Source organism: Streptomyces sp. TOM-9 (assembly GCF_056858595.1).
In genome coordinates, this window is record NZ_JBXEQB010000001.1 from 3,182,501 (window position 1) to 3,208,154 (window position 25,654).

Here is a 25,654-nt window from a genome sequence, read left to right on the forward strand (position 1 = left end):
TCCCGGCGGGGCACGAGGGCGTTCACGGTACGGCGCAGTGGCCGGGGTGGAAGTTACAACCGGGTAGGAACCGGGTCAAGGGCCTTGTGCACGGCTCATGGTGACGGTGCGTCGGTTCTGTGACGGAGGGGCGTGGCGGGCGCCAGGCAGGGCGACGAGGAGGCGCGGGCGGGTGGCCGCGGCTCGGCGAGCCGTGCCGCGGCGGCCTCCGGCCCGAGGAACGGCGCGAGGACGAAGTAGCTCAAGGTGGGCAGCAGTGCGGGCAGTTCGGCGGCGCCACCTGCGGCGATCCGCCGGTAGATGCTCGCGTACACCCCGCCGACGACGGCGTCGACCAGCTCGGTGGCGGCGACCTCCGGCGGGGCCCCTACGGCACCGGCGGCGCCGTCCGCGGCGGTGAAGAAGCGCCGGAACCGGGCGAGCAGCACATCGCGCTCCTCGCGCCCGGCCTCCCCCACGGCGTCGATCTCGACCACGGCCATGGTCGCGAAGGCGGGCGCCCCGGCGAGGATGCCGAGCAGCGCGCCGAGGGCGTCCCGGATCCCGGCGGACCAGTCGCCGGCGGCCTCCGAGGCGGCCTCCATGGAGGCGACGACCAGTCCGGTGCCGTGGCGGTGGGCGGCCAGGAAGGCGTCCTCCTTGCCGCGGAACTGCTCGTAGAACACCGGCCTCGTCACGCCCGCGGCCTGGCAGATGTCGCTGATCCGGGCCTTGGCGTAGCCGCTCTGCGCCACGGTGCGGACGATGCCGTCCAGCAGCCGGTCGCGCTGGGTGGCCGCGACCACCTCGGCCGGCACGCGGCGGGGTCCGCGGCGGATGGAGCGCTCCGGATCGCGGCCGGTCCTGGTGCCGGGGAGGACGAGGGGCGGCGGTGGCGAGGGAACCGCGGTCATCTCGAACTTCCTTCCGGGTCCTTGACACTGAATACTCGTCAGGTTTACAACTCTCGCAGGTTTCCCACGGGTCCGTGGCGCCGGACCCGTTCTCCACCGCAGCACATCCTCCCGGCCCCACTCCGTGACGAGGAGCACGTGCGCATGGCCGATTCCGGACCCCCGCCACCGTCGCCCGCAGCTCCCCGGCCGCGGTCCCGCACCTGACCCCGTACGGGTCCCCGGTGCGGTCCCCCACGTCCCCCCACCCTCCCCCCACACCGAAACGAGGCACCCGCATGCGCACTCGTCCCGCCCTCGCGCTGGCCGCCACGGCCACCGCCGCCGCGCTCTCGTTACTGCAGGCCGCCGCGCCCGCCTCCGCCGCGGACGCACCGGTGCTCACCACCGGAGCCCCGGGCGGCGCCCCCGTCGCGGCCGGCGACGTGCTGAGCGCCTCGCCGGCCCCCGGCACCAGCGCCACGCTCTACTCCAGCGCCACCGGCACCAGCGGCGTGACGTGCTCCGAGTCGACCTTCGTCGCGACCGTCACCGACAACCCCGCCGCCCCGGGCACCGCCACCGAGTCGGTCACCGCGCACACCTTCCCGAGCGCGAGCTGCCGCAGCAACGTCGTGGGCGTGCTGGGCGTCACGAGCATCACGGTCAACAACCTGCCGTACACCTCCGCCGTCTCCTCCGACGGCGTCGTCACCGTCTCCCCGGCCGACGGCTCGACGGTCCAGACCACGGTCGTGCTGCGCACCCTGCTGGGCACCGTCACCTGCGTCTACCGGGCGGCGAGCCTGACCGGCACGGCGGACAACACCGACAACAGCATCACCTTCGCCGCCCAGCAGTTCACCAAGGCCTCCGGCTCCTCGCTCTGCTTCGCCAACGGGTTCTTCACCGCGAAGTACGCCCCGGTCACCGACTCCGGCCAGGACGGCGGCCCTGCCGTCTTCGTGAACTGACCGGACCGCCGCGCCACCCCCCACGCGGCGCCGCGAGCCGCCCGGACCTGGCCGTACCCTTGGTAACTCCTTCCTGCCGAAGGGTTCAGTTCCGGGCGGCGATGCGGCACCCTGTCGTGCCATGACCACTCCCGCGGACATCCCCGGGCGCGCCGTCCGGCCCTCGCTGCGCGCGCTGTACTTCGTGCCGCTGATGCTCGCGTGCGGCTACCTGGCGCTGCTCCTGCTGCTGTTCGCCGGCGGCACGGCGGCGTACTTCGCCTGGACCGTCCGCTCCCCGCTGACCGCGGCCACCCTCGGTGCCGCGTACGCCTCCGGGGTGGCCCTGTTCGCGGTGGGGCTGCGGCTGCGGCGCTGGGTGGACGTGCGGATCGTGGCGTACACCTCGCTGGCCCAGCTGCTGCTCATGCTGGGCGTCGCCGTGCTGCACCACGACCGCCTGCACCTGACCGAGGGGGAGATCGGCGGCTTCCTCGGCGCGTGGGGTTTCCTCGCCGTCCACGCCGTGATGCCGGTCGTGGGGCTGGTCCTGCTGGCCGTACAGTCCCGCGCTCCGGGCGGCGACCCGCCGCGGTCCGGGCCGGCCGACCTCTTCACCGGGGTGCCCGTCGCCTGGGTGGCGCTGGTGGGCTGCGGCCTCGGGGCGGCCATGCTCGCGGTGCCCGGCGCGCTGCGCGGCGTGTGGCCGTGGCCGGTGACCGACCTCGACCTGCGGGCGCTGGGCGTGTGGACGCTCACCTTCGGCCTCGGCTCGCTGTGGGCGCTGCGCGAGGGCGATCCGGAGCGGATGCGCGCGGGCGCGGCCGGCTACGCCGCGGTCGGCGCCTTCTCGCTCCTGGCGGTCCTCACCCACCCCGGTGCCATGGACTGGGGCTCGGCCTTCGCCTGGCTGTACGTGCTGGGCATGCTCGGGCTCGTCGGCATGGGCCTGGTGGGCCTCGCCCTCGCGGGACCGGCCGAGCGATGGCCCGGGAACGGTTCCCTGACAATGGAGGCATGAACGACCTCTCCTTCCGCCTCGCACTGCCCGACGACGCCGCCCTCCTCGTCCGCCTCCGGGACGACGCGGCCCGCTGGATGCAGGAGCACGGCATCGACCAGTGGAAGCCCGGCGAGATGGACGAGGGCCACTTCCGCACGCGCATGGCGGCGGGCGAGGTCTGGCTCACCGAACGCGAGGGCCGGGTGGTCGGCGCCTGGGAGCTGTGGTGGGACGACGAGCACGCCTGGGGGGTGCGTCCGCCGGACGCGGGCTACGTCCACCGGCTCATGGTGGACCGGACGACCGCCCCGCGCGGTACCGGCCGGGCCATGCTCGACCGGGCGGAGCGCCGCATCGCCGAGTCCGGCCGCCCGTACGCGCGGCTGGACTGCGTGGCGGCCAACCCGCAGCTGCGGGCGTACTACGAGGGCGCGGGCTACACCGTCGTGGGAGAGCAGCCCCACAAGCAGAGCGGCAAGGGCAGCCCGTACGCGGTGACCCTGCTGGAGAAGGAGCTGTAGGCGCACGGAACGCGGCGGAGCGGCCCGCCCGGAGGTCGGGGGCGGGCCGCTCCGCGGTGTGCGGCTCACGGGGGTGCCGGGTCAGGTCTCCCGGCGCCGGGCCCGTTCATAGGCATCATGGGCCGCGCGCCGGATCTCCTCCCGGTCGCGGAGCACCTCCTCCATCTCCTCGTCGGAGCCGGGGCCCGGGCCGGGCCCCAGGTCGGTGAGCCGGTCGTAGAGGTAGCGGCAGGCCGCGTCCTCGGTGTCGAAGCGCCGGTGCGGGTCGTGCACCCCGCGTTCGTAGTTCCCGACCACCCAGGTCCCTCCCTCCTGCCGGAGGTACCTGAAGTCCGGGGGCCGCAGGTCGAACTCGTGGAAGCCGGGGACCTCGTACAGCCCGCCGGGCACCCCCGCGGAGGCGAGGGCCTCGCACAGTTCACGCCGGTCCATGGTCGGGGCCCGTCAGTTCAGCCGGATGAGTTCGCCGTTGTTGATGTGGTTGAGCACGCTGTCGTTCATCGGCAGCACGTACTGGAGCCCGTTGCCCGGCTGCCCGTAGAAGGGCGCCACGACTCCCGCGGAGACCGCGAACGGCCTGACCACCTTGTACAGGTGGTAGTTGAAGGGGTAGCCCGGGTCGAAGGTGTTGAGGTTGGACGGTGCGATGGAGCGCTGGGAGTACGGCGAGCCCGCGGGCGCGAGGAACCGTCCGCCCTCGCCGCCGAAGCGGTCGATCTTCTGCCCCACGGCGAGGTTGATGACCGATACGGGGCCGCCCGGGAGGAAGCCGTCGTTGGGCGGGAACTTGTAGCTGTTCGTCGTGAAGTCGAACCAGGTGCGCAGGAAGCCGTTGGCGTTCTGCCCGTCGAGGCGCCGGTAGTCGGCCACCATCGCCGAGCAGGCCCTTGGTGGGCAACTGCCGCGGACCGAGCCGGGGGTCACCGCAGAAGAACTTGCGGTCGGTGAAGGTGGCACCGATGCAGATGCGCGGGTTCTCCGGGCCACCGGGAAGGCGCCCGGGAGCGCCCACGACCGGGCCGGCTCCGGGGCCGGAGCCGGGGCGGGAACCAGGACCGGAACCAGGACCGGAACCAGGACCGGAGCCGGGGCCCGATCCGGGGCCGGCCCCGGGGCGGTCGTGGTGGGCCGCGAGCTGTGCGCCCGGCCCCCAGTCGTCGGCGTGCGCGGGGACGACCGCACCCAGGAGGGTGCCGACGAGCAGGACGAGCAGGGCGGGAAGGCTGGAAAGCGATATTCGCTGGCGCCGCTTCAAGGGTCCTCAAGGGACGACGGGAACGAGGCCTCCCGGGACGGAAATCACCGTGCGTCACCGGAGCCGCGCGGATACGTACCCCTGGCGGATCACCCACCGGGACCGACGCGCCGCCGATTCATCCGGATGGCCACCCACTTCGCCCGTACGCAGCACCGCCCGGCCGGGACCCGCGGAGAGCGGGCCGCCGACCGGGCGGTCACGGAACGTGCTCGCTACTTCCGGACGAACACCGCGACGGTGCGGCCCGGCACGGTGAAGGTGCCGGACGTGGCGTCGTAGGAGGCCCGCTTCACCACGGCGTCGGAGCCCGCGGCCTGCACCGGATGGAGGGCGTAGCCCTTCCCCGACAGGGCGCCGACGCGCTGGTCCTGGGCCTTCGGGGTCGCGTTGAAGACCACCACCAGCCGGCCCAGCTGCAGGGTGATGACGCCGGGGGTCTCCTGCTCGCCCGAGAGCGGGAAGGACAGCTGCTCCTGGACCTGCGCCGCCGTGGTCAGCCCGAAGGCCGGCTCGGTGGAGCGGATCCGCAGCAGGTCCTGGTACGCGGCCGAGGCCGCGGTGGTCTGCGCGCAGCCGACCCGGAGCGTGTCCGCGGTCAGCAGCGGCTTCGCGAAGGACCACTTGGACTCGTTGTCGGCCTTGGGGGGCAGGCCGCGGCCGAAGCCGTTGCCCGAGGAGCAGTCCCAGTGGATGGCGTTGAACCAGTCGCCGGAGTCGTACGAGTTGCGGTCCAGGGACTTGGAGCGCAGCAGGTCCGAGCCCGCCTGGTAGAGCGCCGGCCCCTGGGAGAGGGCCGGGACGGCCTCGGCGACGACCTGCATGCGTGCCCGGTCGGCGGGCGAGGTGCCCTGGGGCAGCTTGAAGGCGAGCGCGTCGTACAGGGCCTCGTTGTCGTGGGCGTCGGCGTAGGCGAGGGCGTCGCCGGGGGCGTCCGCGTATCCGGCGGGTGAGCCGTTGTAGTCGACCTCGGCGCCGCTGACCTCCTTGCCGCTGCTGTCGGTGAAGGAGAAGGACTTCAGGTTGCCGGTGAGGCCGACCTTGATGAGGTCCTGGTAGTGCAGCAGGCGGGCTCGCTGCTCGGCCTCGCTGCCGTTGGCGGCGGAGCCGTTGGGCTCGTTGAACAGGCCCGAGGCGAAGCCCTGGACGCCGGGGTCGGAGTCGAAGGGGCCGCCGCCGCGGACCGCGTCGCGGGCCCGGTCGGAGAAGGTGGCGACTCCGGTGCCGGCCATGTTCTTCTGGGTGGCCTGCACGAAGCGGGCGTCGTCGGCGACCTCGCCGAAATTCCAGCCCTCGCCGTAGAGGATGATCTTCTTGCCGTCGACGCCGTCCTTCGCGGGGGTCAGCGCGTCCAGCGCCTTGCGGACGGCGAGGATGTTCGCCTTGGGGTGGTGGCCCATCAGGTCGAAGCGGAAGCCGTCGACCTTGTACTCCTTGGCCCAGGTGACGATCGAGTCGACGACCAGCTTGCCCATCATCGCGTTCTCGGTGGCGGTGTTGGAGCAGCAGGTGGAGTTGGCGACGGTGCCGTCGTCCAGCAGGCGCTGGTAGTAGCCGGGCACGATCCGGTCGAGGACGGACTTGTCGTCCTGGCCGCTCGCGGCGGTGTGGTTGTAGACCACGTCCATGACGACCCGCAGGCCCGCCTGGTTGAGCCCCTGCACCATCCTCCGGAACTCGACGGTGCGCCGCGTGCCGTCCGGGTCGGTGGCGTAGGAGCCCTCGGGGACGGTGTAGTGGAAGGGGTCGTAGCCCCAGTTGTAGGCGTCCTTCGCGGCGACCGCGGCCACGCACTCCTGCTGCCGGTCGGAGTCGGCCGGGTAGGCGCCCAGGTCGCAGTCGACGGTGGCCTGGTCGGCGCTCTTCTCCGCGACGGTGGCGAAGTCGAAGGCCGGCAGCAGGTGGACGTAGGAGACCCCGGACTTCGCCAGCGCTTTCAGGTGCGTCATCCCCGCCGAGCCGGTGTCGGTGAAGGCGGTGTACTTGCCCTTGTCCCGGGCGGGGACGGTGGCGTCCGCGACGGAGAAGTCCCGGATGTGCAGTTCCTGGATCTGCGCGTTGTTCAGGCCCACGGCCTTGGGCTTGGCCAGGTGCGACCAGCCGCCCGGGGCGAGCGCCCTGTCGTCGAGGTCGACGACAAGGCTCTGCTTCGAATCGGCGGTCAGGGCGACCGAGTAGGGGTCGGTGACGGTGTTGGTGACGACCTTCTGGACGCTGGGCGCCCAGACCTTCACGGCGTAGCGGTACGGCCTGCCGGTCCAGCTCCGTTCACCGGTCACGCTCCACACGCCGGTGGAGCCGTCGCGCCGCATCGGGACGGTGCGCCCGTCCAGGTCCAGGGCGACGGACTGGGCGGTCGGGGCCCATACGGAGAGCGTGGGCCTGCCGCCGGAGAAGACCGGGCCGAGGACGGCCTTGGTCGCCTTCGCGGCGTACAGGTCGTCCAGTACGCCCTGGATCTGGACGCCGGTGGCGGACAGCAACGCCCCATTGGCCAGCCGCTGCGTGGCGACGACCTGGCCGGTGAGGGCGGTGCGGACCCGGTCGCGGTCGCGCGGGTCGATCGTGAAGGCCGCGTAGTCCTTCAGGTGCGGGAAGCGGGCCTTCTGGGCGTCGGTCAGGCCACCCCCGACCCGGTCCAGGCGGAGCCAGTGACCCTCGCCGGAGAGTGCACCGTCCTTGATCGTCAGGCCGCCGTCCGGGGCGTAGACGAGCTGGTGACTGGCGGCGGTGTCGCCGGTCTTCCACGCGACGGTGTCGGCGTCGATCCACTGGGCCTTGGCCGAGGACAGGTCGAGGTCGGCGGAGGAGCCGGACGTGGAGGGCAGGAGGTACTTCTCGGTGCCGTTCAGGAGCCACACCTCGTGTCCGTAGGTGGCGAGGTCGAGCGACTGGTCGGCGGGCAGGTCCTTGGTGTCGCCCTTGTGCAGGATGTAGCTGAGCGACGTGGCGCCCGCGGCGAGCGGCACCTCGAAGACGGCGCCGTAGGCGTCGGTCCGCACCGGCTGCAACGGGGCGGTCCAGTCGGTCGGGTTCGCGGCGCCGGTCCAGGTGTGCAGGCCCCAGCCGGTGTAGTCGTTGTCGGCCCGGTGGTAGTGCAGGACGGCTTTCGTCCTGTCCTGACCCGGCTCGGTGCCGGAGGGGGCCTGGGTGGCGACGGCCTCCTTGCCCTGCTCGACCCAGATCTCGCCGTTCTTGGTGACGTCGATGAACCGGTCGGCGCCGACGTCCTTGGTGCCGTCCTTGTCGATGACGAGGTAACCGACGCTGGAGGCGCCCGGCTTGAGCTTCACATAGGCGAAGGCGCCATAGGCGTCGCGGCCGACGAAGTCGTGCCCGGCGGGCCAGGTGGTGCCCTCGCCGTCGGCGATGTCGCCCCAGGCGTACAGGCGCCAGTCGGTGTAATTGTTGTCGGCCCGCTTGTAGTGGACGATCGCGTAGTCGCGACTGCTCGCCACCGGGGTCTGCGGCGGAACCGGGGTGCCGCTGGTGGTCCCGGCGGTGGCGCTCGCGGTGCGGCCTGCGGAATCGATCACGACGGCCTTGTACCGCAGCGCGGTGCCGGGCGTCACGTCGTCACCGACCGTCTGGGTGACCTTGTACGGCGCGTGGTCCGCGGAGCCGAGGACCTTCCACGGGCCGTTGCCGGTCTGCGCGGCGAAGACCACGCGGTTGAGCTGCCCGCCGTCGACGTCGGCGGAGAGCTCGACGGTGCCGGTGGCACCCGCGGCGGGGGCCTTCAGCGTGAGGGACGGCCGGGCGGCGGGGGCGCCGAGCGGCTTGCCCGCCTTGTAGACCACGGTGGACAGCGCCGGGACGGTCACGCCGATCTTCCGGTCGGCGCCGCTGGTGACGGAGCCCTGGGTGCCGTAGAGGGCGGTGAAGGCGGTGTTCGCGGAGCCCGTGGGGACGTCGGCGGTCCGCGCTTCGGTCGCGTTGTTGACGGCGACGAGGTACTCGGTGCGGGTCTTCGCGTCGGTGCGGGAGAAGGCGTAGATCCCGGCGCCGTCGGCGACGTGGCGCTCGGTCTGGACACCGTCGGCGAGCGCCGGGTGGGCCTTGCGGAGCGCGGCCAGCTTCGCGATCGCCTGGTAGAGGGGTGAGCCGGTGTCGTAGGCGTCGCTCGCGTGGGTACGGTCGGTGCCCAGCTGGTCGTCGTCGAGGTAGTCGGCGACCTTGGACGCGAACATCGTCTGGCGGGCGTCCTTGTCGCCGCCGGCGCCGGTGAAGCCCTGCTCGTCGCCGTAGTAGACGACCGGGTTGCCGCGCGAGAGGAACATCAGCTCGTTGGCGAGCCGGTCCCGCCGCACGAGTTCGGCGTCGTCGGCCTTCGGGTTGTCCTGCTTCAGGAACGTGCCGATGCGGCCCATGTCGTGGTTGCCGAGGAAGGTGACCTGCTCGTACGCGTTGGCCTTGTCGGTCGTGTACCGGTAGTCGTCACCGAAGACCCCGGCCAGCTTCGCCGCGGAGCCGCCCTGGGAGGCGTACTGGCGGGCGGCGTCCTGGAAGGGGAAGTCGAGCGTCGAGTCGAGGCGGCCCTGCGTGACGTACGGGGACGTGATGGCGGTGTCGGCGGAGTAGACCTCGCCGAACATGAAGAAGTCCTTGCGGCCGTGCTTGGCCGCGTAGGCGTCCAGCGCCGTGGCCCACTGGGTCCAGAACGGCAGGTCGACGTGCTTGACGGTGTCGATGCGGAAGCCGTCGACGGCGAAGTCGCGGACCCACTTCCCGTAGATCTCCTCCATGCCCTCCACGACCTCGGGCCGCTCGGTCCACAGGTCGTCCAGACCGGAGAAGTCGCCCTGGTCGGAGCTCTCGCCGGCGAAGGTGGAGTCGCCCCGGTTGTGGTACATCGTCGGGTCGTTCAGCCAGGCCGGGACCTTGCTGTTCGCGGTGACGACGGGGGTGCGGGGGAAGGAGTCGCGGTCGACGGCGGGGAAGCCCTTGCCGCCCTTCGCGTAGTCGGCGTCGTCGAAGGGCACACCGTCCTTCGTCAGGTACGGGAACGCGCCCTTGGAGAGGTAGCCGTAGGACTTCTCGTCGTAGTCGACGACGTCGGCGGTGTGGTTGGTGATGACGTCGAAGAAGACCTTCATGCCCTTGGCGTGGGCCTTGGATATCAGCGCCTTGAGGTCGGCGTTGCTGCCGAAGTGCGGGTCGACCTGGGTGAAGTCGGTGATCCAGTAACCGTGGTAGCCGGCCGAGGCCTGATCCCCCGTCCCCTGCACGGGCCGGTTCTTGAAGATCGGCGCCATCCATATCGCGGTGGTGCCGAGGCCCTTGATGTAGTCGAGCCGCTGGGTGAGGCCCTTGAGGTCGCCGCCCTGGTAGAAGCCCTTGTCGGTGGGGTCGTAGCCGGTGCTGAGCCGGGTGCCGGTCAGACCGCCCCTGTCGTTGGACGCGTCGCCGTTGGCGAAACGGTCCGGCAGGACGAAGTAGAACTGCTCCCGCGTGAGGTCGTGACGCGCGGGCTGCGCGGCGAGCGCCGCGTCGGAGGGCGGCGGGGGCGGGGCCGCCGCCGAGGCGGCGGGGGCCGAGGCGGGGACGGCGAATGCGGCGGCGAGGGCCGCCACCGCGACGGCTGCGGCTCCGTGTCTGCGCGCGCGTGAACGCGCGGACGCGGGCAGCCCGGTGTGCTGGGCCACGGGGTGTTCTCCTTGCGGAATCCGTGTGCGGACGGTTGTACCTCTGGGAGCCCACGCGCCATGAGCCGTGGCCCGGCGGCAGTGCCGGACCGTGAGCGGGACCGTACCTCTTACGCGCGGCTTACAGCAAGATGTCGCAAGGATTTCCAACGTGGCACCCTCCGCGACGACGGAGTGCAGATGACGCCTCGTCACATCCCGGTCCGCCGCGGCCGGTCGCCGAACACTATGAACGCAAAGGCCACGGCTCTGGACCCCCACCGCCTCCGTCCCCAAGCATCGGGGCCCGCGCAACGAAGCGCCGGACGACGACGGAAGGACGAGACGATGGTCACCGGGCACTCCCCCCACCGCCCCCGGTCCGGATCCGCACGACACCGCATCTCCGTGACGATCGCGGGCGTCGCCGCCCTCCTCGCCACCGCCCTGGCCGGGCCCGTACCGGCGTCCGCGGCCGACGGGCCCGCCCCCGCCGACTGCCCGGCGGAGCTGGCGGCGGAGGCCACCTGCTACCGGGGGCAGGACGCGAACGGCGCCTTCTACGCCATGGCGGTCCCGCACGACTGGAACGGCTCGCTGGTCGTCCACGCCCACGGCGGCCCCGACCTCGGCGACACCTCCGACCCCGAACGCAGCACCGGGGACCTGGCGCGCTGGTCGGTCATGGTGAAGGAGGGCTACGCCTGGGCGGGTTCCTCCTACCGCCGCGGCGGCTACGGCACGCGGATGGCGGCGGAGGACACCGAGAACGTGCGGCGGCTGTTCGTGGACCGCTTCGGCACGCCGCGCCGGACCTTCGTCCACGGCCAGTCCTGGGGCGGCGACGTGGCGGCCAAGGTCGCCGAGGTCTACGGCACCGGCCGGCATGCGCCCTACGACGGCGCCCTGCTGACCAGCGGCGTCCTGGGCGGCGGTTCACGCGGCTACGACTACCGGGTGGACCTGCGGGTGGTCTACCAGTACTACTGCCGCAACCACCCCAGGCCCACCGAGCCCCCGTACCCGCTGTGGATGGGGCTGCGCGCCGACTCGACGATGACCACCACCGGACTGCGCTCCCGCCTGCAGGAGTGCACCGGCTACGCCTCGCCCCCGCAGGAGCGCACCGCCCTGCAGCAGCGCAACCTCGACGACATCCTGGCGGTGACCGGGATCCCGGAGCGGACGCTGGAATCGCACCTGCGGTTCGCGACCTTCACCTTCCGCGACATCGTGCACGACCGGCTCGGCGGCCGGAACCCGTTCGGCAACAGCACCGTCCGCTACACCGGCTCGCACGACGACGCGGCGCTCAACGCGGGCGTGGAGCGCTTCACCGCCGACCCCACGGCCCGCCGGGACCTGTCCTACGACAGCGACGTCACCGGCGCCGTGTCGATCCCCGTGCTCACTGTCCACGCCATCGACGACCCGACCGCCTTCGTCGAGCACGAGGCGGCCTACCGGGCCTCCCTGGAGGGCGCCCACCGCGGGCAGCTGCTGGTGCAGAACTTCACGCGGGAGAGCGAGCACAGCGAGCTGAGCGACGCGGAGTACGCCGCCGCGATGCGGTCACTGGCGACCTGGGCACGGACCGGCCGCAAGCCCACGCCGGCCTCGGTGGCGGCCTCCTGCCCGGCGTTCGACGCCACCTACGGCACGGGGTGCTTCTTCGAACCGGGGTACGTCCCGCGCCCCTACGCCTCCCGCGTGTACCCCCGCCCGGGGGCGCGGCACTGGCCGGCGCTGTCCGCCGCCCAGGAGCGCATGTGGAGCCGTCTGGACGGCGTGGGCATCGCACCCTGACCCCCTCCCACCTGCGGTCCCGCCCTTCCGAAAGGTCCCTGCAGAATCTTGCAGAAAGTTTCTGCAGGGGCCTTCCGTCCTGCCCGGAGCGGCTGTTACGTTCCTCTTCAGCCCGGTTCGGCCGGCCGGGGGTCCGCCCCTGACGGCGGGTCCCACGCGCCCGGCCGGCTGGACCGGTCGCCACCGAGACGGAGGCGGGCCCAGGACCGACGAAGCCACCCCGCTGCGCCCCGCCCGGGGCAGGTCCAGGGCCCGCCTCAACACCCGCCGCGCATCAGGAACGGCCGGGGACGATCAGAGACCACGAGGGACGATCAGGAACGCCTGCCGCCGCCGGGCACCTGGCCCGTGGAGCCGCGGACGACCAGCTCCGTCTGGAAGACGAACTCCGCACGCTGCACCGGGTTGCCGCCGATCTCCTCCAGCAGCGCGTTCACCGCGGCCGCGCCCATCGCCTCGACCGGCTGGCGGACCGTGGTCAGCGGCGGGTCGGTGAAGGCGATCAGCGGCGAGTCGTCGTAGCCGACGACCGACACGTCCCCGGGGACGGTCAGCCCCCGCTCCCGCACCGCGCGCACCGCACCGAGCGCCATCAGGTCGCTGCCGCAGACGATGCCCGTGCAGCCCTTGTCCAGCAGCGCCCCGGCGGCCGCGTGGCCGCCCTCCACGGAGAAGAGGGTGTGCTGGACGTACTCCGCGGCCGCCTCCTCGCCGAGCCCGAGCAGGCTGCCCAGCGACTCCACGAAGCCCTCGACCTTGCGGTGCACCGGCACGAAGCGGTTGGGCCCGACGGCCAGGCCGATCCGCTGGTGGCCGAGCTCCACCAGGTGCTGGACGGCGATGCGCGCCGAGGCGCGCTCGTCCGGCGAGATGTACGGCCCGGCGATCGCCGGGTTGAAGCCGTTGACCAGCACGTAGGGCACGCCCTGGCCGAGCAGGCGGGCGTAGCGCTCGGGGTCGGCGGTGACGTCCGCGTGCAGCCCGGACAGGAAGACGATGCCGCGCACCCCGCGCTCCACGAGCGCCTCCACCAGTTCGTCCTCGGTGGAGCCGCCGGGGTGCTGGGTGCACAGCACCGCGGTGTAGCCGTAGCCGGTCAGGTTCTGCTCGATGACCTGGGCGAAGGCGGGGAAGATCGGGTTGTTGAGCTCGGGGGTGATCAGCCCGATCTGGCCGGCGCTGCGCTGGCGCAGCCGCACCGGACGCTCGTAGCCGAGCACGTCCAGTGCGGCCAGCACCTTCTGCCGGGTGGCGGGGGCGACCCCCGCCTTCCCGTTCAGCACGCGGCTGGCGGTGGCCTCGCTGACCCCCGCCTGGGCCGCGATGTCGGCAAGTCGAGCGGTGGTGTTCACAGTCCCCGACCCTATGCGACCGCGCCGCACGTCAAACGGCCCACCAGACGGTCGTGTCGGCCGGGAGGACGACCCCGTCCGCCGTGACCTCCACGGGGGAACTGGCCAGCAGCACCTCGCCCGGCGCGGGCAGCGTCACCGCAGCGCCGGTGGTGTTGACGGTGCACGCGAAGCCGGGCCGGCGGAAGGACAGCACGCCCTGCGGGGCGTCCTGCCACTGGACCGACTCGCCCGCGCCGAGGCCGTCCCGCTCGCGGCGCAGCCGCAGGGCGGAGCGGTACAGCTCCAGGGTGGAGTCCGGGTCGCCGGTCTGCGCGGCGACGCTGAGGCCCGCCCACTCCCCGGGCTGCGGCAGCCAGCTGCCGCCGCTGCCGAAGCCGTACGAGCTGCCCTCCGCGGTCCACGGGATCGGCACGCGGCAGCCGTCGCGGAAGCCGTCCTGGCCGGCGGCGCGGAAGAACGCCGGGTCCTGACGGGCCTCGTCGGGCAGGTCGGTGACCTCGGGCAGGCCCAGTTCCTCGCCCTGGTAGACGTACGCGGAGCCGGGCAGGGCCAGCATCAGCAGGGAGGCGGCGCGGGCGCGGCGCAGGTCGTAGTCCTTCCCGTCGGGGGACAGCCGGGTGGCGTGGCGGACCACGTCGTGGTTGGACAGGACCCAGGTGGTGGGCGCGGCGACCGGGCGCATGGCGTCGAGCGAGCGGTCGATGACCTCGCGCAGCTCGACGGCGTCCCACTTCGTGCCGAGGTACTGGAAGTTGAAGGCCTGGTGCAGTTCGTCGGCGCGGACGTAGTTGGCGGTGCGCTCGACGGTGGGGGTCCAGGCCTCGGCGACGGCGATGCGCTCGCCGTCGTACTCGTCGAGGATGCGCCGCCACGAGCGGTAGACCTCGTGGACGCCGTCCTGGTCGAAGAAGGGCAGGACATCGTTGCCAAGGAGCTTGAGCTGCTCGTGGGCGCCGATGTCGGGCAGGCCGTCGGCCTTGACCAGGCCGTGCGCGACGTCGATGCGGAAGCCGTCGACGCCCATGTCGAGCCAGAAGCGCAGGATCGAGCGGAACTCGTCCTGGACGGCCGGGTGCTCCCAGTTGAAGTCGGGCTGCTCGGGCGCGAACAGGTGCAGGAACCACTCGCCGTCGGCGGCACGGGTCCAGGCCGGCCCGCCGAAGATGGACTCCCAGTCGTTGGGGGGCAGTTCGCCGTTCTCGCCCTTGCCGGGGCGGAAGTGGTAGCGCGCCCGCAGCGGGGAGCCGGGGCCCTCGCGCAGTGCCTGCTTGAACCACTCGTGCTGGTCGGAGGAGTGGTTCGGTACCAGGTCGACGATGATCCGCAGACCCAGCCGGTGGGCGTCGCGGATCAGGCCGTCGGCGTCGTGGAGGGTGCCGAACATCGGGTCGATGGCCCGGTAGTCGGCGACGTCGTAACCGGCGTCGGCCTGCGGCGAGGCGTAGAAGGGGCTCAGCCAGACGGCGTCGACGCCGAGGTCGCGCAGGTACGGGAGCCGCTCGCGGACGCCGGGGATGTCGCCCATGCCGTCGCCGTTCCCGTCGGCGAAGCTGCGGGGGTAGACCTGGTAGATGACCGCGTCTCTCCACCAGTCCGTGGTGGCCACGGGCTGGTCGCAGGAGTGGGGGTGACGGGTGGAGTCCGCCAGGTACTGGGTCATGGTGATCCCTTGGAAAAGTGGTTGCTCGTGCGGCGAGGGGGCGAGGCCGGGGCACCCGGCCGGTGGGCCGGGTGCCCCGGGTCGGACGACGGTCAGGACTTGGCCGCGCCGGCGGTGAGGCCGGTGACCAGGTGCCGCTGGACGACGTAGAAGAAGGCCGACGCGGGGACGGCGATGAGCACGGACGTGGCGGCCATCAGGTCCCACTGGTTGTCGTGCTCGCTGATGAAGGTGGTCAGTCCGACGGCGAGGGTGTACTTGTCGTCGCCGAGCATGAAGACCGAGGCGTAGGCGACCTCTCCCCACGCCGTGAGGAAGGTGTAGAAGGCCGCCACCGCCAGGCCCGGACGGGCCAGCGGCAGGACCAGCCGGTAGAAGGTGCCGAACGGGGTGAGGCCGTCGACCCGTCCGGCTTCGTCGATCTCCTGCGGGATGGTGTCGAAGTAGCCCTTGAGCAGCCACGCGCAGTACGGCACGGCGGTGGTGCAGTAGACCAGGATCAGCGCCCAGTACGTGTCCAGCAGACCCAGGTCGGCCAGGATGTTGTACAGCGGCACCATGAGGATGGCGACCGGGAACATCTGGGTCACCAGGAAGATCCACATCAGCTGCCGGTGGCCGGGGAAGCGCATCCGGGAGACCGCGTAGCCGGAGCTGGCGGCGATGAACACGCCCAGCACGCAGGTGCCGAGGGCGACGATCATGGAGTTCAGGAACCACTGCAGGAAGTTCGTGTCGCCGAGGACCTTGGTGTAGTTCTCGAAGCTGAACTTGCCGGCGATGTCGGCCGGGTGCAGGAAGTCGGTCTTGTCGGGGCCGAAGGAGACCCAGGCGATCCACAGCACGGGGAAGGCCGCGATGAGGCTCGCGGTGATCAGCACGCCGTGGATCAGCACGGACGCGCCCCGGCTGCGCTCGCCGCGGCCGGTGCGCCGGCGCACGGCCGCGCGGGCGGGGGCGGCGGTCGCGCCCTGGTCGGCCCCCGTGGCGGGGAGGTCTGCGGTGGTGCTCATGGGGGTGGCTGCCCTCTCTTGCGTCATGACGATGTCCTGGCCGGGGGCGGCCGTCAGGCGGCCGCGTTCTCGGAGCGGGCGAGCCAGCGCCGGTACACGGAGGCGAAGACGATGAGCATGGACAGGATGATCACGCCGTAGGCGGCGGAACCGGCGTAGTCACGCGGGTCCTGTCCGAAGCCGAGCCGGTAGGCCCAGGTCACCAGGATCTGGGCGTCCTGTCCCGCGCTCGCGCCGAACAGCAGGAAGATGACGACGAACTGGTTGAAGGTCCAGATGATGCCGAGCAGGATCACCGTGCTGCTCACCGAGCGCAGGCCCGGGAGCGTCACGAAGCGGAACCGCTGCCAGGGGGTGGCGCCGTCCATCTCGGCGGCTTCGTACAGCTCGGAGGGGATCGACTGCAGACCGCCGAGGAGCGAGACCATCATGAAGGGGACGCCGACCCAGGTGTTGACCATGATCGCCGCGGTCTTCTGCCAGAAGGGGTCGCTCAGCCAGGCGGGCGTCGGCAGGTGCAGCGAGTGCAGGACCGTGTTCAGGATGCCGCCGTCGTCGGCGAGGATCAGCCGCCACGAGAAGACGGTGACGAAGGTGGGCACGGCCCAGGGCAGGATCAGGACCAGCCGGTAGAAGGTGCGGCCGCGGATCTTGCGGTTCAGCAGCATGGCGAGGCCGAGGCCGAGGCCGTAGTGCAGGGTGACGCAGACGGCCGTCCACACGATGGTCCAGGTGAAGTGCGGCCAGAACTGGTGGTCCGCCCCGGAGAGGATCTCCGTGTAGTTCTTCAGGCCCACCCAGGAGAAGGAGTCCGGGATGTGGTTGACGCCGATCGTCCGGCCGACGTTCTGGCTGTTGGCGTCGGTCAGCGACAGGTAGATGCCGCGGACCAGGGGGTAGAGCACCAGCAGGCCGATGACGGCGACCACCGGCGCCACCATGGCCCAGGCATACCAGTTGCGGTTGTAGGACTGCCGGATGCGGCTGAGCGGACCGGGGCGCGGCGCCTCGCCACGCTTGGTCTTCCGGGTCCCGCCCTGGACGGCGACGGTCATCTTCGGCACCTTTTCGAGAGGTTCGCTAAGGGTGGTACGGCCGCCCCGCACGGCCGGGGGGCATGCGTGCGGACGCGGGCGGGCCGCCCGGCCCGCCCCCCGCTCGGGGGAGGCGGACCGGACGGCTCATGGCTGCCTTACTGGAAGTCCTTGACGAGCTTCTTGTAGGCGTCGGCGGTCGCGTCCAGCCCCTGCTGGGTGCCGGCCTTGCCCTGCAGGACGTTCGTCAGACCGGTGTTGAAGTCGGCGAACAGGGAGCTGTACTCCGGCAGCTCCGGACGCGGGCGGGCGACGTTGGCCAGGATGTCCTGGAACTCGGCGACGCCGGGAGCGGCCTTGACCTCGGCGGTGTAGGCGGAGGTGCGGGTCGGCAGGGTGCCGTTCTTCAGCGCGATCTTGGCCTGGGTCTCACCCGAGGTCATCCAGCCGACGAACTTCTGGGCGGCTTCCTGGTGGGCCTTGTCCGAGCCGGCGTAGACGGCCAGGTTGTGGCCGCCGGTGGGGGCGCCGGCCTTGCCGGTGGAGCCGGCCGGGACGGAGGAGATGCCCAGGTTGGCCTTGTCGGTGAAGGCCGCACCCTTGTAGATGTTGGTCAGCTCCCAGGGACCCTGGACGATCATGGCGACCTTGCCGTTGACGAACGCGTCCTGCATGTGGGCGTAGCTGTCGGCGGTCACGTCGAGCTTGTGGACACCCGGGGCGGCGAGCACGGACTTGCTCGTGTCGACGGCCTTGACGGCCTCGGGCGAGTTGATCGTGATCTTCTTCGCCGCGGCGTCGACCATGTCGGTGCCCTCGCCGAAGAGGAAGGGCAGCTCGTAGTAGGAGTCGGCGCGGAGCCAGAAGCCGTCGACCTTGTCCTTGGCCTTGACGGCCTTGGCGACCGCCTTCAGCTCGTCCCAGGTGGCGGGGGCCTTGTCGAAGCCGGCCTTCTTCAGCAGCTCCTTGTTCCACATGAGCGCGAGGGTGTCGGTGACGATCGGGGCACCGTAGGTCTTGCCCTCGTACTGCGCCTGCTTGAGCAGGGACGGGTTGATGTCACCCTGGTCGGCCAGCGCCGGGGTGCCGTCCAGCGGCGCGAGGAACTGGGACTTCGCCCAGGAGGCGGTCCAGCCGACCTCGGCGCGGACGACGTCCGGGGCGCCCTTGCTGCCGGCGGCCGTCTGGAACTTGTTCTGGGCCTGGTCGAACGGCACGTTGACGTACGTGACCTTGATCTTCGGGTTCGCCTTCTCGAAGTCCGCGATCAGGGCCTTGTAGGTCGGCGCCTCGTTCGTCGCGTTCGAGGTGTCCCACCAGGTGATGGTGACGGGACCGCCGGCCTTGTCACTGCCGCCGTCGTCGCCGCCGCAAGCCGTCGCCGCAAGCCCGAGCGCCGCAACCAGCGCGGTGGCCGCTATGCCACGCCGCATGTGATCTCCTCCAGGATGAAAGCCCGTGATGGTGCGGGGCGCGTCGCCGCGTCCCCCCTGCCGACTGCGCCTTTGCGGCCGCCGGGCTGTCGAGGAACGTAACAGGGATGAAAGCCTGACGAAAGACCTTGCTGCAAAGACTTGCAAGATCTTCCGATCGTTACATCTGCGTGTCCTCACAGTTGCAGACGGGAGACGTGACGTGGGACGCTCGCGCTCCTGGAAGCCGTTACGCGATCTTCCGCAAATTCTTGAAAGGCATTGCCGATCACGCGGCGGATCGGAATCATCGGCAGGGAACGGCGCCGACTCCCGAGGGACCGACATGACCCAAGAGCTCGCCCCCGTCATCCACGACGCGACCGACGAGACCCCGGCCGCCCCCGAGGGGGGCACACCCGGCTGGTGGCGCAGCGCCGTCATCTACCAGGTGTACGTACGCTCCTTCGCCGACGGCGACGGTGACGGCGTGGGCGACCTGCCCGGCATCCGGGCCCGGCTGCCGTACCTGGCGGAACTGGGCGCCGACGCGGTCTGGCTGACCCCCTTCTACGCCTCGCCCCAGGCGGACGGCGGCTACGACGTCGCCGACTACCGCAGCGTCGACCCCCTCTTCGGCTCCCTCGCGGACGCCGACGCGCTCATCCGCACCGCCCACGAGCTGGGCCTTCGGGTGATCGTCGACATCGTCCCGAACCACACCTCCGACCGGCACGCGTGGTTCCGGGCGGCGCTCACGGACCGGCGCGGGGGGCCGGCCCGTGAGCGCTACCACTTCCGCCCCGGCAAGGGCGAGCACGGCGAACTGCCGCCCAACGACTGGGAGTCGGTCTTCGGCGGCCCCGCGTGGACCCGGGTCGCGGACGGCGACTGGTACCTCCACCTCTTCGCGCCCGAGCAGCCCGACCTCAACTGGGAGCACCCCGAGGTCCGCGAGGAGTTCGACGCCATCCTCCGCTTCTGGCTGGACCTGGGCGTGGACGGCTTCCGCATCGACGTCGCCCACGGCATGGTCAAGGCGCCCGGCCTGCCCGACATCGGTCACAAGGAGCAGGTCAAGATGATCGGCTCCCAGGTGCTCCCCTTCTTCGACCAGGACGGGGTGCACGAGATCCACCGCGCCTGGCGCCGGCTGCTCGACTCCTACTCCCCCGGCCCCGGGCCGCGGGAACTGCCGTCCGAGCGCATCGGCGTCGCCGAGGCCTGGGCGCCCGACGCCGGGCGCATGGCGCTGTACGTCCGCCCCGACGAGCTGCACCAGGCCTTCAACTTCCACTTCCTGCAGTGCCCCTGGGAGGCCGGGGCGATGCGGGCGGTGATCGAGGAGTCCCTCGCCGCCACCGTCTCCGTGGGCGCCCCCACCACCTGGGTGCTCTCCAACCACGACGTGGTCCGGCACGTCACCCGCTACGGGGGCGGTGCGGCCGGGCTGCGCCGGGCCCGCGCCGCGGCCCTGCTGATGCTCGCGCTGCCCGGTTCCGTCTACGTCTACCAGGGCGAGGAACTGGGTCTGCCCGAGGTCACCGACCTGCCGGACGAGGTCCGCCAGGACCCCTCCTTCTTCCGGGACAACGGCCAGGACGGGCTGCGCGACGGCTGCCGGGTGCCCATCCCGTGGACCGCCGACGGCCCCAGCCACGGCTTCGGCCCGGCCGGCAGCTGGCTGCCGCAGCCCGCGGGCTGGGGTGGACTGAGCGTCCAGGCGCAGACCGGCGACCCCGACTCCACCCTGGAGCTGTACCGCTCGGCCCTGCGGCTGCGCCGTGAACTGCCCGGCCTCGGCGACGGGCCGATGCGCTGGCTGGACGCTCCCGAGGGGGTGCTGGCCTTCTCCCGTCCCGGCCTGGTGTGCACCGTCAACGCCAATCCGGCCCCGGTCCAACTCCCCGTGCCGGGGCGGCCGGTGCTCTCCTCCGAGCCCGTGGCGTTCACCGGCGGATCCGTCCGTCTTCCGGCTGATTCGTGCATCTGGTGGGCGATCTGAGATGCGACCGGTACAGTCCAATCCTGTGACCGCAAGGCTTGCCGACATCGCAGCCCAGGCGGGGGTGAGCGAAGCGACCGTCAGCCGTGTCCTCAACGGCAAGCCCGGGGTCTCCGCCGCCACCCGTCAATCCGTGCTGGCCGCCCTCGACCTGCTGGGGTACGAACGGCCGGTGCGGCTGCGGCAGCGCAGCGCGGGCCTCGTCGGGCTCATCACCCCGGAGCTGGAGAACCCGATCTTCCCGGCCTTCGCGCAGGTCATCGGGCAGGCCCTGACCCGGCAGGGGTACACCCCGGTGCTGGCCACCCAGACCCCGGGCGGCTCGACCGAGGACGAACTCGTCGAGATGCTCGTCGAGCGCGGTGTCGCCGGGATCATCTTCGTCTCCGGACTGCACGCCGACTCCACCGCCGACGTGGAGCGCTACGACCGGCTGCACGGCCAGGGCGTGCCGTTCGTCCTGATCAACGGCTTCTCCGGCAAGATCAAGGCGCCGTTCGTCTCGCCCGACGATCGCGGTGCCATGCGTCTGGCCGTCACCCATCTGGCGGCGCTCGGCCACGAGCGGATCGGCCTCGCGGTCGGTCCCAAGCGGTTCGTCCCCGTACAGCGCAAGATAGAGGGCTTCCTGCGCAGCATGGAGGAGGTGCTCGGCATAGCCGCCGACGAGGCGGCCGGGCGCATCCAGCACTCGCTGTTCACCCTCGAGGGTGGTCAAGCTGCCGCCTCCGGCCTGATCGAGGCCGGCTGCACGGCCGTGGTGTGCGCCTCCGACATGATGGCGCTCGGCGCCGTCCGCGCCGCCCGGCAGCAGGGGCTGTCCGTCCCCGGGGACGTCTCCGTCGTCGGCTTCGACGACTCCCCGCTCATCGCCTTCACCGATCCGCCGCTCACCACCATCCGGCAGCCGGTCACGGCCATGGGCCAGGCCGCGGTGCGCGCGCTGCTGGAGGAGGTCGGCGGTACCCCGGCACCGCACAGCGAGTTCGTCTTCCTGCCCGAACTGGTCGTCCGCGGTTCGACGGCATCAGGTCCCAAGGCCGGGGCAGCCGTACCCGTACAGCAGTCGACCGGGAGGCGTACGCGGGATGCACGCAATCCCACCGGGGGTTGATCGGACGGCACCGGACCGCATGGCAGACTATCGCCCCATGGGGGAATCGACCGCGAAGACCATGGCCCACCGCAGTGACGCCGTACCACCGCGCTCCATCGATTCCCGTGACGCCGATGGAGCGACGACGGGCAACAGACTGCTGGCGCCACGCCGGCCCCGGCTGTGGTTCGAGATCCTGCTGATCGCCGTCAGCTACTGGATCTACTCGCTGGTGCGCAACGCCGTGCCCGAGCAGCAGGACGACGCCATGCGGAACGCGGGCCACGTCTGGGGCCTGGAACGGTCCCTCGGGCTCGCCTTCGAGCACGCGGTCAATCATGCCGTGAACTCGGTAACGTGGCTCATCGTCGCGATGAACTATTACTACGCGACGCTCCACTTCATCGTCACCCTCGCGGTGCTCGTCTGGCTGTTCCGCCGGCACCCCGGGCGCTACGCGCCGACCCGGCTGGTCCTCTTCGTGACGACCGGCATCGCGCTGCTCGGCTACTACTTCTTCCCCCTGGCGCCGCCCCGGCTGATGGAGGGCGGCGGCTTCATCGACACCGTGAAGATCCACCACACCTGGGGGTCGATGGCGTCGGGCGACCTGGCGCACGTCTCCAACCAGTACGCGGCCATGCCGTCGATGCACATCGGCTGGTCGCTGTGGTGCGGCATCACCGTCGCCATGCTCGCGCGGCGGACCTGGGTGCGGGTGCTGGGCGTGCTCTACCCGGTCGTCACGCTGCTCGTCATCGTCTCCACCGCCAACCACTTCTGGCTCGACGCCGCCGGCGGCACCCTCTGCCTCGGCGTCGGCTTCGCCGCCTCCTGGGCGGTCTACGGCGGCCTCGCCTACCGGTTGCCGCGCCAGGTGCGGGTCGCCACGGCGTAGCCGGGCGGCGGACGCGGACTACGTGGCGTAGAAGAGGCGCTCGACCACCGCGCGGGCCCGGCGCGTGGCCCGGCGGTACTCCTCGACCATGTCGCCCACGTGGCCCGGCTCGTAGCCGAGGTACCGCCCCACCGCGGCGAGTTCCTTGCCGTCGCCGGGGAAGGTGTCCCCGGCGCGGGCCCGGACGAGCATGACGGCGTTGCGCATCCGGCTCGCCAGGATCCAGGCGGCGTCCAGGACTTCCGCGTCCTCGGCGAGGACCAGTCCCGCCGCCGCGGCCGCGGCCAGCGCCGGCCGGGTACGGGTGGTCCGCAGGCCGGGGAACCGCGCGCCGTGCTGGAGCTGCAGCAGCTGCACGGTCCACTCGACGTCGCTGAGCCCGCCCCGCCCCAGCTTGGCGTGGGTCGTCGGGTCGGCGCCGCGCGGCAGCCGCTCGGACTCCATACGGGCCTTGAGCCGGCGGATCTCGCGGACCGCCTCCTCTGGCAGCCCGTCGGCCGGGTAGCGCAGCGGGTCGACGAGGCCGATGAAGCGGGCGCCCAGGTCCTCGTCGCCCGCGACCGGTTCGGCGCGCAGCAGGGCGTGGCTCTCCCAGACCAGCGACCAGCGCCGGTAGTAGGCGGCGTACGAGCCGAGCGTGCGCACCAGCGGTCCGCTCTTGCCCTCGGGGCGCAGGTCGGCGTCGATGAGCAGCGGTGGGTCGGTGGTGGGGATCTGCAGCAGCCTGCGCAGCTCGTTGGCGACCTTGAGCGCGGCCTTGGCGGCCCGGTGCTCGTCGGTGCCCTCGTACGGCTCGTGGACGAACAGGACGTCGGCGTCGGAGCCGTAGCCCAGTTCGTGGCCGCCGAAGCGGCCCATCCCGATGACGGCGAACCGGGTCGGCAGGGGCTCTCCCTCGGCCGCCTCGACGGCGTTGACCGCGGCCTGCAGGGCCCCGGTGACGGCGGCGGCGTTGAGGTCGGTGAGGGCGGTGCCGATGGCGTCGGGGTCGTCGCGGTGGACCCCGACGAGGTCCGCGGCCGCGGTGCGGAACAGCTCGCGGCGGCGGACCCCGCGTACCGCGGCGACGGCCTGCTCGGCGGAGTCCGCGCGGTGGACCGCGGCCAGCACCTCCTGGTCCAGCGCACCGCGCGTGCGGGGCTGGAGCCCCTCGTCGTCGGCGAGCAGGGCGACCGCCTCGGGGGCCCGCATGAGCAGGTCGGGGGCGAGCCGCCCGGAGGACAGCACGCGCGCGAGGTTGACGGCTGCGGCGCCCTCGTCCCGCAGCAGCCGCAGGTACCAGGGGGTGCGGCCCAGGGCGTCGCTGACCTTGCGGAAATTGAGCAGACCCGCGTCGGGGTCCGCGGAGTCGGCGAACCAGCCGAGCAGCACCGGCAGCAGGGTCCGCTGGATGGCGGCCTTGCGGCTGACCCCCGAGGCCAGCGCCTCCAGATGGCGCAGGGCCGCGGTGGGGTCGGCGTAGCCGAGCGCCTCCAGACGCTGCTTGGCCGCGTCCGGGGTCAGGCCCACCTCGCCGGGGGCGAGCTGGGCGACCGCGTCGAGCAGCGGCCGGTAGAAGAGCTTCTCGTGGAGGCGGCGCACCTCCCGCGCGTGCCGCCGCCACTCCCGCTGCAGCTCCGCCACCGGGTCCGCCCGGAAGCCCAGGGAGCGGCCGAGCCGCCGCAGGTCGGCCACGTCCTCGGGCACCAGGTGGGTGCGGCGCAGCTTGTGGAGCTGGATGCGGTGCTCCATCGTCCGCAGGAAGCGGTACGAGGTGTCGAGCGCCGCCGCGTCCGCCCGCCCCACGTAGCCGCCGGCGGCGAGCTGGGACAGCGCGGTCAGGGTGGTGCCGCTGCGCAGCGACGGGTCGGTGCGGCCGTGCACGAGCTGGAGCAGCTGCACCGCGAACTCCACGTCCCGCAGGCCGCCGGGGCCCAGCTTCAGCTCCCGGTCCAGGTGCGCGACGGGGATGTTCTCCACGACCCGGCGCCGCATCTCCTGCACGTCCTGGACGAAGTGCTCGCGTTCGGCGGCCTGCCACACCATGGGCGACAGCGCCTCGACGTACTCCTGCCCGAGCGCCGGGTCGCCGGCCACCGGGCGGGCCTTGAGCAGCGCCTGGAACTCCCACGTCTTGGCCCAGCGCTTGTAGTAGGCCAGGTGGCTGGAGAGGGTGCGCACCAGCGGGCCGCGCCGGCCCTCGGGCCGCAGGTTGGCGTCGACCTGCCAGATGCTGCCCTCGACGGTGGTGTCGGAGCAGATCCGCATCATGCGCGAGGCCAGTCGCGTGGCGGCCTGCAGCGCCTTGGCCTCCTCGGCGTCGGGGCGGGCCTCGGCCACGAAGATGACGTCGACGTCGGAGATGTAGTTGAGCTCGTGGCCGCCGCACTTGCCCATGCCGATCACCGCCAGCCGGCACAGCGCGGCGTCGCCCGGCGCCTCCTCCTCGGCCATGGCCAGGGCCGCGCGCAGCGTCGCGGTGGCGAGGTCGGCGAGCTCCGCGGCGGTCTGCACCAGGTCGCTGGTGCCGCACACGTCGCGGGCGGCGATGCCCAGCATGCAGCGCCGGTAGGCGACGCGCAGCGACTCGGGGTCGTCGGCCCCGGCCAGCCCCCGTTCGAACTCCGTGGTCCCCGGGTGCAGGTCGGCGTGCTCGTAGGTGACCAGGGCGTGCCAGTCACGCGGATGCCGGGTGAGGTGGTCGGCCAGGGCCACGGAGGCGCCCAGCACCCCGAGCAGCCGGTCGCGCAGCGGCTTGGCCGTGGTGAGCGTGTCGAGGAGGGTGCGCCGCTCCCCGGGATCGAGGGCCTCGAGGAGCCGTACGAGGGAGGCGAGCGCCTGGTCGGGGTCGGCCGTGGCGCCCAGCGCGTCGAGCAGGACCGGGTCGCTGCGCACCGGGGCGAGCTGCTCGCCGCCCAGCAGTGCCTCGGCGGCCACGGCGTCACTGAAGCCGTGCCTCAGCAGCCGCCCGAACCTGGTGTCCCGTCGCCCTTCCAGCACGCCGCCTGCCTTTCCCGGTGCTCCCGGCTGGGCTGATCCGCCCTAGAGAGAGTATCCGCCCTGCCCCGGCTCTGTTACCTGGCGTTATGGCCGGTTTCGGGGTGATCGTCCGGCGGTGTGAGCGCGGTCTGGCCCTTCTGGTATAAAGCGCTTGCTGTTTCAGAGGTT

The 25,654-nt window shown here is 72.1% G+C and carries 17 protein-coding genes; 7 read left to right on the forward strand and 10 right to left on the reverse strand.

From position 1 onward, the window contains the following. Window positions 1-95 precede the first annotated feature (95 nt). A complete protein-coding gene (locus AC1VWI_RS14930; RefSeq protein WP_499511490.1) occupies window positions 96-893 on the reverse strand; it encodes a TetR/AcrR family transcriptional regulator in 798 nt (265 codons plus the stop codon). 278 nt (window positions 894-1,171) lie between these two features. On the opposite strand from AC1VWI_RS14930, the gene AC1VWI_RS14935 reads away from it, so the two are divergent. The 3 genes from AC1VWI_RS14935 (at window position 1,172) to AC1VWI_RS14945 (ending at window position 3,349) form a co-directional block, all read left to right on the forward strand. Then, a complete protein-coding gene (locus AC1VWI_RS14935) occupies window positions 1,172-1,846 on the forward strand; it encodes a Tat pathway signal sequence domain protein (protein ID WP_499511491.1) in 675 nt (224 codons plus the stop codon). A 121-nt stretch (window positions 1,847-1,967) separates the two neighbouring features. Beyond that, on the forward strand, window positions 1,968-2,846 hold the full coding sequence (locus tag AC1VWI_RS14940; RefSeq protein WP_499511492.1) for a hypothetical protein: 879 nt from the start codon (window positions 1,968-1,970) through the stop codon (window positions 2,844-2,846). Further along, a complete protein-coding gene (locus AC1VWI_RS14945; RefSeq protein ID WP_499511493.1) occupies window positions 2,843-3,349 on the forward strand; it encodes a GNAT family N-acetyltransferase in 507 nt (168 codons plus the stop codon). Before AC1VWI_RS14940 ends, AC1VWI_RS14945 begins: the two co-directional genes overlap by 4 nt. 81 nt (window positions 3,350-3,430) lie before the next feature. Here the strand turns inward: AC1VWI_RS14945 and AC1VWI_RS14950 are convergent, their stop codons facing one another. The 3 genes from AC1VWI_RS14950 to pulA form a co-directional block, all read right to left on the reverse strand. Further along, the gene (locus tag AC1VWI_RS14950) at window positions 3,431-3,781 is read right to left on the reverse strand and encodes a hypothetical protein (protein ID WP_499511494.1); all 351 of its coding nucleotides are present in this window, start codon (window positions 3,779-3,781) and stop codon (window positions 3,431-3,433) included. Window positions 3,782-3,793: 12 nt separating this feature from the next. Continuing rightward, window positions 3,794-4,273 (reverse strand): TNT domain-containing protein, encoded by a 480-nt coding sequence (locus tag AC1VWI_RS14955; protein WP_499511495.1) that lies wholly within the window; start codon window positions 4,271-4,273, stop codon window positions 3,794-3,796. A 546-nt stretch (window positions 4,274-4,819) separates the two neighbouring features. Continuing rightward, entirely contained in the window at window positions 4,820-10,249 is a 5,430-nt protein-coding gene (gene pulA, locus AC1VWI_RS14960) for a pullulanase-type alpha-1,6-glucosidase (RefSeq protein WP_499511496.1), read from the reverse strand. 327 nt (window positions 10,250-10,576) lie between these two features. Between pulA and AC1VWI_RS14965 the strand changes: the two genes are divergently transcribed. After that, window positions 10,577-12,034, forward strand: coding sequence for a hypothetical protein (locus AC1VWI_RS14965; RefSeq protein ID WP_499511497.1), 1,458 nt, complete (start codon window positions 10,577-10,579; stop codon window positions 12,032-12,034). Between the two features lie 314 nt (window positions 12,035-12,348). Here the strand turns inward: AC1VWI_RS14965 and AC1VWI_RS14970 are convergent, their stop codons facing one another. The 5 genes from AC1VWI_RS14970 to AC1VWI_RS14990 all read right to left on the reverse strand — a co-directional run bounded on the left by AC1VWI_RS14970 (window position 12,349) and on the right by AC1VWI_RS14990 (window position 18,529). Then, on the reverse strand, window positions 12,349-13,386 hold the full coding sequence (locus AC1VWI_RS14970) for a LacI family DNA-binding transcriptional regulator (protein ID WP_499511498.1): 1,038 nt from the start codon (window positions 13,384-13,386) through the stop codon (window positions 12,349-12,351). Between the two features lie 31 nt (window positions 13,387-13,417). Then, the gene (locus tag AC1VWI_RS14975; protein WP_499511499.1) at window positions 13,418-15,049 is read right to left on the reverse strand and encodes a glycoside hydrolase family 13 protein; all 1,632 of its coding nucleotides are present in this window, start codon (window positions 15,047-15,049) and stop codon (window positions 13,418-13,420) included. 92 nt (window positions 15,050-15,141) lie between these two features. Then, a complete protein-coding gene (locus AC1VWI_RS14980) occupies window positions 15,142-16,062 on the reverse strand; it encodes a sugar ABC transporter permease (RefSeq protein ID WP_499511500.1) in 921 nt (306 codons plus the stop codon). Window positions 16,063-16,115: 53 nt separating this feature from the next. After that, window positions 16,116-17,117: a carbohydrate ABC transporter permease gene (locus tag AC1VWI_RS14985; RefSeq protein ID WP_499511501.1), complete on the reverse strand. Its 1,002-nt coding sequence runs from the start codon at window positions 17,115-17,117 to the stop codon at window positions 16,116-16,118. Window positions 17,118-17,254: 137 nt separating this feature from the next. Further along, window positions 17,255-18,529, reverse strand: a complete 1,275-nt coding sequence (locus AC1VWI_RS14990) for an extracellular solute-binding protein (protein WP_499511502.1) — start codon at window positions 18,527-18,529, stop codon at window positions 17,255-17,257. A gap of 325 nt (window positions 18,530-18,854) precedes the next feature. Here AC1VWI_RS14990 and AC1VWI_RS14995 point away from each other — a divergent pair, with 325 nt between their 5' ends. From AC1VWI_RS14995 to AC1VWI_RS15005, 3 genes are read left to right on the forward strand one after another with little or no spacing between them, the layout of a single operon-like run. Further along, window positions 18,855-20,513 (forward strand): glycoside hydrolase family 13 protein, encoded by a 1,659-nt coding sequence (locus AC1VWI_RS14995; RefSeq protein ID WP_499511503.1) that lies wholly within the window; start codon window positions 18,855-18,857, stop codon window positions 20,511-20,513. Window positions 20,514-20,538: 25 nt separating this feature from the next. Further along, window positions 20,539-21,627, forward strand: coding sequence for a LacI family DNA-binding transcriptional regulator (locus AC1VWI_RS15000; RefSeq protein ID WP_499511504.1), 1,089 nt, complete (start codon window positions 20,539-20,541; stop codon window positions 21,625-21,627). Window positions 21,628-21,664: 37 nt separating this feature from the next. Then, complete coding sequence (locus AC1VWI_RS15005) at window positions 21,665-22,507, forward strand: phosphatase PAP2 family protein (RefSeq protein ID WP_499511505.1); 843 nt, start codon at window positions 21,665-21,667, stop codon at window positions 22,505-22,507. Between the two features lie 18 nt (window positions 22,508-22,525). On the opposite strand, the gene AC1VWI_RS15010 is transcribed toward AC1VWI_RS15005, so the two are convergent. Continuing rightward, entirely contained in the window at window positions 22,526-25,486 is a 2,961-nt protein-coding gene (locus tag AC1VWI_RS15010) for a bifunctional [glutamine synthetase] adenylyltransferase/[glutamine synthetase]-adenylyl-L-tyrosine phosphorylase (protein WP_499511506.1), read from the reverse strand. Between the last annotated feature and the right edge of the window lie 168 nt (window positions 25,487-25,654).